Origin of the sequence: Nocardia tenerifensis NBRC 101015 (assembly GCF_000308715.1) — a bacterium.
Classification (GTDB): Bacteria; Actinomycetota; Actinomycetes; order Mycobacteriales; family Mycobacteriaceae; genus Nocardia; species Nocardia tenerifensis.
The window spans coordinates 1-7,605 of the sequence record NZ_BAGH01000381.1; the positions used below are offsets into that span (position 1 = coordinate 1).

Consider the following 7,605-nt stretch of genomic DNA (forward strand, 5'->3'; position numbering starts at 1 on the left):
CGTCGGCACGCGGCGGCGCGCCGCCCGGGGCGATGCGGCCGGCGCCGAGCCCGGCGCGCTCGGCGCGGAAATCGGCGAGTGCGGCGGAGTAGCTGGCGAGCAGTCCGTCGGCGGTGTGCTCCCAGGAGAATTTGGCCGCGTGCTCGACCGCGCGCCCGCTCATCCGGCGTAGGCGCTCGGCGTCGTCCAGGAGATAACCGAGCGCGCCCGCCCAGTCCGGCGTCCGATGGCCGGGCACGAGCAGGCCGGTCTCGCCGTGCCGGACCGCGGTGCCGAGGCCGCCGACGTCGGCGGCGAGCACCGGGGTGCCGCTGGCCTGGGCCTCGATCGCGACCAGGCCGAAGGACTCGTTGTAGCTCGGCACCGCGACCAGGTCGGCGGCGCGGTAGACCAGCACCAGCCGGTCCGGGGGCTGCGGCGGCAGGAAGGTGACGCGGTCGGCGATGCCGAGCGCGGCGGCGAGTTCGATGAGGGCGTCGGGGCGCTCGAGGCCGGTGCCGGACGGGCCGCCGACGATCAGCACACGCAGTCGATGGGCAGGGTCGGCGCGCAGCACCTCGGCCGCGGCGCGCACCAGCACGTCCGGCGCCTTCAGCGGCTGGATCCGTCCGACGAACGCGACGACCTGTTCGTCCGCGGCCAGGCCGAGCGCCGCGCGGGCGGCCGCCTTGTCGCCGGGCCGATACCGGGCCAGGTCCGCGCCGGGCGGCACCACGTCGATGCGCTCGGGCTCGGCGCCGTAGAGCTCGACGAGCTGACGAGCCTCGTCCTCGGTGTTGGCGACGAGCCGATCCGCCTCGCCGATCACCTGCTTCTCGCCGATCTCGCGGGTCAGCGGCTCCGGACAGTCCCCCTCGGCGAGCGCGGCGTTCTTCACCGCGGCCAGCGTGTGCGCGGTGTGCACGAGCGGCACCCGCCAGCGGTCCCTGGCCAGCCAGCCGACCTGGCCGGACAGCCAGTAGTGCGAGTGCACGAGGTCGTAGTAGCCGGGCAGGTGGCGCGCCTCCTGGCGCAGCACCTCCGCGGTGAAAGGGCAAAGCTGAGTGGGTAAATCGTGCTTGTCGAGCCCCTCGAAAGGGCCCGCGACCACGTTGCGCACGAGCACACCGGGGGCCGCTTCTTGCACGGGCGGCAGATTGGAGGCGGTGGCACGGGTGAAGATCTCGACCTCGGTGCCGCGCCGGGCCAGTTGGAGGGCGGTCTGCAGGACGTAGACGTTCATCCCGCCCGCGTCGCCCGTTCCCGGCTGGGCCAGTGGTGAGGTGTGCACCGACAGCACGGCGACACGGTTCGGCCGTAGGTCCGGGCGTTGACTCACGCTATCCATAGTGCACGTTGGATTCCCGCCCTCCACACGCTCACGCCGCCAAGTGAGAGCTATCACAGGGCCGGAGTGAACTCGCTCACTCGCTACAGGCTGTCGGCGAACGCGCCGATCTCGGCGACGAAACGGTCCCGATCCTCGATGAACAGCCCGTGCTTGGCGCCCGCCCAGAACGACGCGCGGGCGTCCGGGGCGGCCTCGTAGATGTAGCGGCCGTTGTCGATCGGCACGACCGGATCGTCCTCGCCGTGCAGCACGAGCACCGGAATATCCAGTGCGCGAAGGGTTTCGGTGTTGTCGACGGTCCGGTAGAACAGCGCCTTGCGCACGGCGGGCAGGGTGGCGAGGCTGGTGCCGAACAGCCGCTGCGCGTCGGCGCCCTTGTCCGCGCCCGCGCCGGTATTGGCGTTGCCGAAGGCGCCGAACGCGCGCACCGCCCGGCCCGCGCTCTCCTCGAACACGCCGGGCATCGCCTCCCGCATGGCTGGGCCCGCCGCCGCGCCCGGCACCCCGCGGCCGATATTGGCTTGCGAGCCGGTGTAAACGATGCCGGCGAGGGCGCCGGTGCCGTAGGCGGTGAGATAGTCGCTGAGCACGATGCCGCCGTAGGACCAGCCGAGCAGGATCGCGCCGGCCTCGACGCCCTCCGCCGCCAGCACGGCCGCGACGTCGGCGGCCCAATTCTTCGGATCGTCGTAACCCGCGGCGGGCGCGTCGGAGTAGCCGTGGCCGCGCAGGTCGACGGCGAGCACCCGGAAGCGCGCGGCGAGATCGTCGGCCGCCCGGCCCCAGCAGCGCAGATTCGCCGCCCAGCCATGCAGCAGTACCAGCGGACGCGCGTCGGCGGGGCCGCTCACCCGGTAGACGATGTTCGTCCCGTCCGCGCTCACCGCGTCCCGTATAGCCATACCGCTCAGGCTAACGGTGATCCCCGCGACAGCGCCCTGCGGCAAACGACCCGCGCTTTAGGATCTACAGCCATGAGCACGCGCAGCGCGGTCGTCACCGGAGCCAGCTCCGGCATCGGCGAGGCCACCGCACGAGAACTGGCGAAACAGGGCTACCACGTCTACGTGGGCGCACGCAGGCTCGATCGCCTCCGGCGCCTGGCCGACGAAATCGGCGGCACCGCACTGGAACTCGACGTCACCTCCGACGACTCGGTGCGCGCATTCACCGACGCGGTCGAGCGGGCCGACGTACTGGTCAACAACGCGGGCGGCGCCAAGGGCCTCGCCACGGTCGCCGAGGCCGACCTCGACGACTGGCGCTGGATGTGGGAGACCAACGTGCTCGGCACGCTCCGCGTCACAAAGTCCTTGCTGCCCAAGCTGATCGCCTCCGGCGACGGCCTCATCGTCACCATCACCTCGGTCGCCGCCTTCGTCGCCTACGACAACGGCTCGGGCTACACCTCGGCCAAGCACGCGCAGGCCGTGCTGCACCGCACCCTGCGCGGCGAGCTGCTCGGCCAGCCCGTTCGGCTGACCGAGATCGCGCCCGGCGCAGTGGAAACCGAGTTCTCGCTGGTTCGCTTCGACGGCGACGAGGAGCGCGCCGCCAAGGTCTACCAGGGCATCGATCCGCTGGTCGCGCAGGACATCGCGGAGATCATCGGCTTCGTCGCGTCGCGGCCGTCGCACGTGAACCTCGATCAGATCATCGTCAAGCCCCGCGACCAGGCCGACGCGGGGCGCTTCGCCCGCCGCGAAGTCTGATAGCTGGTATGCATTACCAATCCGCGAGCAAAGGTTAGCGGTAAGGTTGCCAACCCTTCGCCGGTCGAGTTCTGCCGTTAGCATCTGAGGCTTTGACGTCGTCTACCTCAGATCGGAGTTGCTCGACTCATGTTCAAGGGCTTCAAAGAGTTCCTGCTGCGAGGAAACGTCATCGACCTCGCGGTCGCCGTGGTGATGGGCACGGCGTTCACCGCGGTCGTCACCTCGGTGACCAAGGGCCTGGTGAACCCGCTGCTCGCGGTCTTCGGCAATCAGAACGAACTCGGGCTCGGTGTTCAGCTGATCGCCAGCAAACCCGCGACCTTCATCGAGATCGGACCGATCATCACCGCGTGCATCAACTTCTTCGTGGTGGCGGCCGTGCTCTACTTCGTGCTGATGGTGCCGATGAAGACGATCAAGAACCGCTTCGGCACCACCAAGGCGGCCGAGCCGACCGAAACCGAGCTGCTCATCGAGATCCGCGACCTGCTCGCCGAGCGGCACGAGGCTGTGCGAGCCCAGCAGGCCGCCGACCAAGCGGTCGAGAACGACCCCGACCTCGACACGTCGCAGCGGCGCTAGCGCGACCAGACCGAGCGGACCTCGCTCGCAGCGGCCGCGCCCTGCCGCAGGCCGGCGGCGAATGCGGCGGGCCAGTTCGAGCGGTCGGCCAGGTCGGGGCCGAAGATGTCGATGGTGGTCACGTCCGGCGCGATCCTGGCGATTCGGGACACCGAGGACGTCGTCCTCGGGAAGACGTGCGCGAGCGGCTCGATGAGGACGAGCGCCGAGCTGCCCTCGGCCAGATCGGCATTCGAGCCGTTGCGCAGCGCGCCGTCCATGTAGCGGCGCGCGCCGATCGTGACCGGCGCGGCCGTGCCCGGCATCGCGGTGCTCGCCGCGACCGCCAGGTACGCGGGCACGCCGTCGGCGCCGCGCCACACCTTGGGCTCGCCGGAGTCCACGTCGACCGTCGGAATGAGCAGGTTCGGATGCGGCCAGTCCCGCGCGGCGACCAGGGCGCGCATGCGATCGACGTGCACCTGTTCCGGGCTGGTCCGCGCGTTCGACGCCAGCTTGCCGACGCGGCGCAGCGCGGAGGCGGGATCGGCGCCCGCGCCGCGCAGCACCTCGAAAACCGCCGCCGTCACCGCGGGATCCACGATCGGTGCGGCGCCGGACGCCGGATGCTCGGCATAGGCATTCAAATCCCGGCCGTCGGTCAGTCCCACCGCGGCGATGGCGCCCGCCGAGGTGCCGACGAGCAGATCCGCCTCGCCCAGCTCGATGTCGTTGCGGCGCAGGCCTTCCGCGACGCCGAGCGACCAGGCCGTGCCGACGACCCCACCCGGACCGAGCACCGCCGCGCGACCGCTCACCACATCACCCTCCGAACCACGACCCTTGCCGAGAACGAGCGTAGGCGCTGTGTCGAGGTCCGGCCGGATGCATCCACCGGAGGCGGCGGATGGGACTTCGACACGGAGCTAACGGGGCGGGGCAGGGGCGACCGGGGTCGCGGAGACGACCGAGGTCGAGCCGTCCGCGGCCGACATGGTCTTCCAGGTGGCCCAGTCGATGGTCCAGTCGTAGAGGTCGCCGTCCGCGGCGGAGAGCGGGATGGAGGTGCCGGTGACCTCCACCGGATCGCCGTAGAGCGCGGTCGGGAAGTACGCCTGCGCATCGGCGGGCGAGAGGTTGATGCAGCCGTTGGTCACGTTCGAAGAGCCCTGGGCGGACAGGGATTCCGGGTTGGCGTGGATGAATTCGCCGTTGTTGGAGATGCGCACGGCCCAGCGCTCGCGAACGTTGGTGTAGTACGGCGGATTCGACATCATGAAGTCTTCGTACTTCTCGGTCACCACGTGCAGCCCGGAGCGGGTCACGTTGCGCGGCTCGTTGCCCTCGCCGTAGCTGACCGCGAAGTCGAACACGGTGCCGCCGTCGCGGACCACCTGCATGCGGTGGCTCGGCGCGTTGGCCTTGACGATCTGGCTGCGGCCGATGCGGAAATCCGTTGTCAGATCGGAGTATCCGTAGTTGCCGCCGCCGAGATCGAGGCCGTAGAGCTTGGCCGAGACGTGCACCGCGGTGCCCGGCGCCCAGTAGTTCTTCGGCCGCCAGTGCACGCGGGAGCCGTTGTCGTCGGGGAACCACGCCCACGCGCCCTCGGTGGGCGGGTCGGTGGTGACGCTGAGCGCCTTCTCCACCTCCGCCTTGTTCTGCACGGAGGCCTTGAACTGCAGGATGATCGGCGCGGCGATGCCGACCTCCTGGTTGTCGGCGATGTTCAGGGTCGCCGGGACGGTGTTCTTGGGCGCGAGCGTGCTGAACTTGCCCTCGATCGGGACGGGCTTGCGATCGGTGCCGACGGCGGTGCCCGACCAGGTGTAGGTGGCGCCGTAGCCGAGCGCCTCGGTGGTCTTGTAGCTGCGCTTGTCCGGACTCAGCTCGCCGGCGACCTGCTTGCCGTTGGCGTTGGTCAGCGCCACCTGGTCGATGGCGCCGTCGGCGACGGTGACCGACACGGGCGCGGCCGGGTTGACCTTCTCGGCGGCGTTCGCGGGCGTGAAGGTGACCTTGGCGACGGGGCCGGAGTCACGAGGTGTGCCGGTGTCGCCGCCGTTGCCGTTGCCGCAGCCTGCCACCAAGGCGACCACGACGAGCAGCACGGCCGAGACGACGGCGACCGGTCTGCGGATCCCTGGACGGTTGCTCACTGCATCGAATTTACGCGGGCAAATTCGTTCGGTCGGCTAGCGAAAGGTGTGGCGTCCGTTTCACCGGGCTACAGCGCGACGCCGACCGGGACGGGTTCGGGCTCCAGCCGGACACCGAAGCGCGCGGCCACGCCGTCGCGCACCGTCCTGGCCAGAGCCACCAAGTCCGCCGCGCTCGCGCCGCCCCGATTGGTCAGCGCGAGAGTGTGTTTCGTGGACAGCCGGGCCGGGGCGTCCGGGCCGGGGAAGCCCTTGACGAACCCGGCCCGCTCGATGAGCCAGCCCGCGGAGAACTTGACCCCGTCGGGCGCCGGATAGGTCGGCACCGTGACTTCACCCACATGCGCGCGGATCGCGGCGCGCACCTCGGCCACGCGGTCCTCGGGCACCACCGGATTGGTGAAGAACGACCCGGCGCTCCAGGTGTCGTGGTCGGCCGGGTCGAGGACCATGCCCTTGCCCGCGCGCAGGCGCAGCACGGCGTCGCGCACCTCGGCCGCCGGGCGGGACTCGCCGTCGGCCGCGCCGAGGGTGGTCGCGAGCTCGCCGTAGCGCAGCGGAGCGCTGGCACCGGTCGGGTCGAGGGCGAAATCGACGGCGAGCACGAGGGCGTCGTCGCGGTGCTTGAGCACGCTGGTGCGGTAGCCGAAGCCGAGTTCGGCGGGCTCGACCCAGCGGATCGCGCCGTCGCGGCGATCGAGCAGCCGGACCCGGCGCAGCAGGCTCGCCACCTCCGCGCCGTACGCGCCGACATTCTGCACCGGCGTCGCGCCCGCGGAACCCGGGATGCCGGAGAGGCATTCGAGGCCGCCGAGCCCCGCGGCGACCGTCGCCGCGACGACCGCGTCCCAGTTCGCGCCTGCCTCGGCCAGCACACCGTCCGCGCTCAGCTCGACGCCCTCGGTCGCCACCCGCACCACCACGCCGTCGAAACCGTCGTCGCCGATCAGCAGGTTGGAGCCGCCCGCGACGACCAACACCGGAATGTCCGCGGCGTCGAGCGCGCGCACCGTGGCCACCAGCGATTCGGTGGTGACGCACTCGGCGACCGTCGCCGGGCCGCCGACCCGCAGCGTGGTCAGTTCCGCCAGCGGCACCGAGTCGCGGATCCGGGCGCCGGTGGCGGCCAGCACATCCGACGGCACCACACGTGAAGTTCGCACAGCCAGACGGTAGCGTGTCCGACCATGGCTACACCGCTGGCGTACACGGCCCGCTACTCGCATCCCGCTGCCGCCGTGCGCGCGGCGTTCGCGAACGACCAGTACTGGAAGGACCGCGTGGCCGAGGTCGGCGGCCCGAACGCCCGGCTCGAGTCGGTGACCGTCGACGGCGCCCGGATCCGGATCCAGCTGGTGCAGTCCATCGCCGCCGAGCTGCTGCCCGCCGCGATCACCGCGGTGCGCCCCGGCGACCTGATCATCCCGCGCGTCGAGGCGTGGGACGGCGACTCGGCCACCTTCGAGGCGACCGTCGAGGGCGCCCCCGCCCAGGTGCGCGGCACCATCACGCTGACCGACGAGGGCGCGGGCGCCACCGCCGCCGCCAAGGGCACCATCGAGGTCAAGATCCCGCTGTTCGGCGGCAAGATCGAGTCGGCCATCGCGGAGCACCTGACCGAGGTGCTGAAGAACGAGGAAGAGTTCACCAACACCTGGCTCGCCACGCACTGAGCCCGCGTTCACCGAGCGGGAAGTTGTTGCGGCAGCACACTTCCCGCTCATACTTTTTGTGCACCGCACCGCCGAGCGACGATGTGGCGATCCCACCCAGTAATCTCTGGACACATGGCCCGTCGACTTGATTACTCCGCGCGCTACCCGCTGCATACCACCAAGGA

General features: G+C 70.8%; 8 protein-coding genes. 3 read left to right on the top strand and 5 right to left on the bottom strand.

The window, feature by feature from the left end; genetic code table 11:
- Both mshA and ON39_RS30385 read right to left on the bottom strand, forming a co-directional pair.
- Window positions 1-1,327 (bottom strand): D-inositol-3-phosphate glycosyltransferase (gene mshA, locus ON39_RS30380; RefSeq protein ID WP_174412581.1); only part of this gene is annotated, 1,327 nt, incomplete at its 3' end.
- Between the two features lie 83 nt (window positions 1,328-1,410).
- Window positions 1,411-2,232: an alpha/beta fold hydrolase gene (locus tag ON39_RS30385; protein WP_040739448.1), complete on the bottom strand. Its 822-nt coding sequence runs from the start codon at window positions 2,230-2,232 to the stop codon at window positions 1,411-1,413.
- Window positions 2,233-2,304: 72 nt separating this feature from the next.
- On the opposite strand from ON39_RS30385, the gene ON39_RS30390 reads away from it, so the two are divergent.
- Window positions 2,305-3,042 (top strand): SDR family NAD(P)-dependent oxidoreductase, encoded by a 738-nt coding sequence (locus ON39_RS30390; RefSeq protein WP_040739449.1) that lies wholly within the window; start codon window positions 2,305-2,307, stop codon window positions 3,040-3,042.
- 129 nt (window positions 3,043-3,171) lie between these two features.
- A complete protein-coding gene (gene mscL / locus ON39_RS30395) occupies window positions 3,172-3,627 on the top strand; it encodes a large conductance mechanosensitive channel protein MscL (protein WP_040739450.1) in 456 nt (151 codons plus the stop codon).
- Here mscL and ON39_RS30400 read toward each other — a convergent pair.
- The 3 genes from ON39_RS30400 to ON39_RS30410 form a co-directional block, all read right to left on the bottom strand.
- Window positions 3,624-4,424, bottom strand: a complete 801-nt coding sequence (locus ON39_RS30400) for a patatin-like phospholipase family protein (protein WP_040739453.1) — start codon at window positions 4,422-4,424, stop codon at window positions 3,624-3,626. The two genes, mscL and ON39_RS30400, sit on opposite strands and share 4 nt — an antisense overlap.
- Before the next feature lie 108 nt (window positions 4,425-4,532).
- Window positions 4,533-5,765: a L,D-transpeptidase gene (locus ON39_RS30405; protein WP_051187344.1), complete on the bottom strand. Its 1,233-nt coding sequence runs from the start codon at window positions 5,763-5,765 to the stop codon at window positions 4,533-4,535.
- Between the two features lie 68 nt (window positions 5,766-5,833).
- On the bottom strand, window positions 5,834-6,928 hold the full coding sequence (locus ON39_RS30410; RefSeq protein WP_373283754.1) for a UDP-N-acetylmuramate dehydrogenase: 1,095 nt from the start codon (window positions 6,926-6,928) through the stop codon (window positions 5,834-5,836).
- 24 nt (window positions 6,929-6,952) lie between these two features.
- Between ON39_RS30410 and ON39_RS30415 the strand changes: the two genes are divergently transcribed.
- Window positions 6,953-7,438 (top strand): DUF2505 domain-containing protein, encoded by a 486-nt coding sequence (locus ON39_RS30415; RefSeq protein WP_040739451.1) that lies wholly within the window; start codon window positions 6,953-6,955, stop codon window positions 7,436-7,438.
- The last annotated feature ends 167 nt before the right edge of the window (window positions 7,439-7,605 follow it).

Coding starts and splice junctions, on each gene's coding strand:
- ON39_RS30415 (WP_040739451.1), top strand. CDS start 6,953: ATGGCTACACCGCTGGCGTACACGGCCCGCTACTCGCATCCCGCTGCC.
- ON39_RS30390 (WP_040739449.1), top strand. CDS start 2,305: ATGAGCACGCGCAGCGCGGTCGTCACCGGAGCCAGCTCCGGCATCGGC.
- mscL (WP_040739450.1), top strand. CDS start 3,172: ATGTTCAAGGGCTTCAAAGAGTTCCTGCTGCGAGGAAACGTCATCGAC.
- ON39_RS30385 (WP_040739448.1), bottom strand. CDS start 2,232: ATGGCTATACGGGACGCGGTGAGCGCGGACGGGACGAACATCGTCTAC.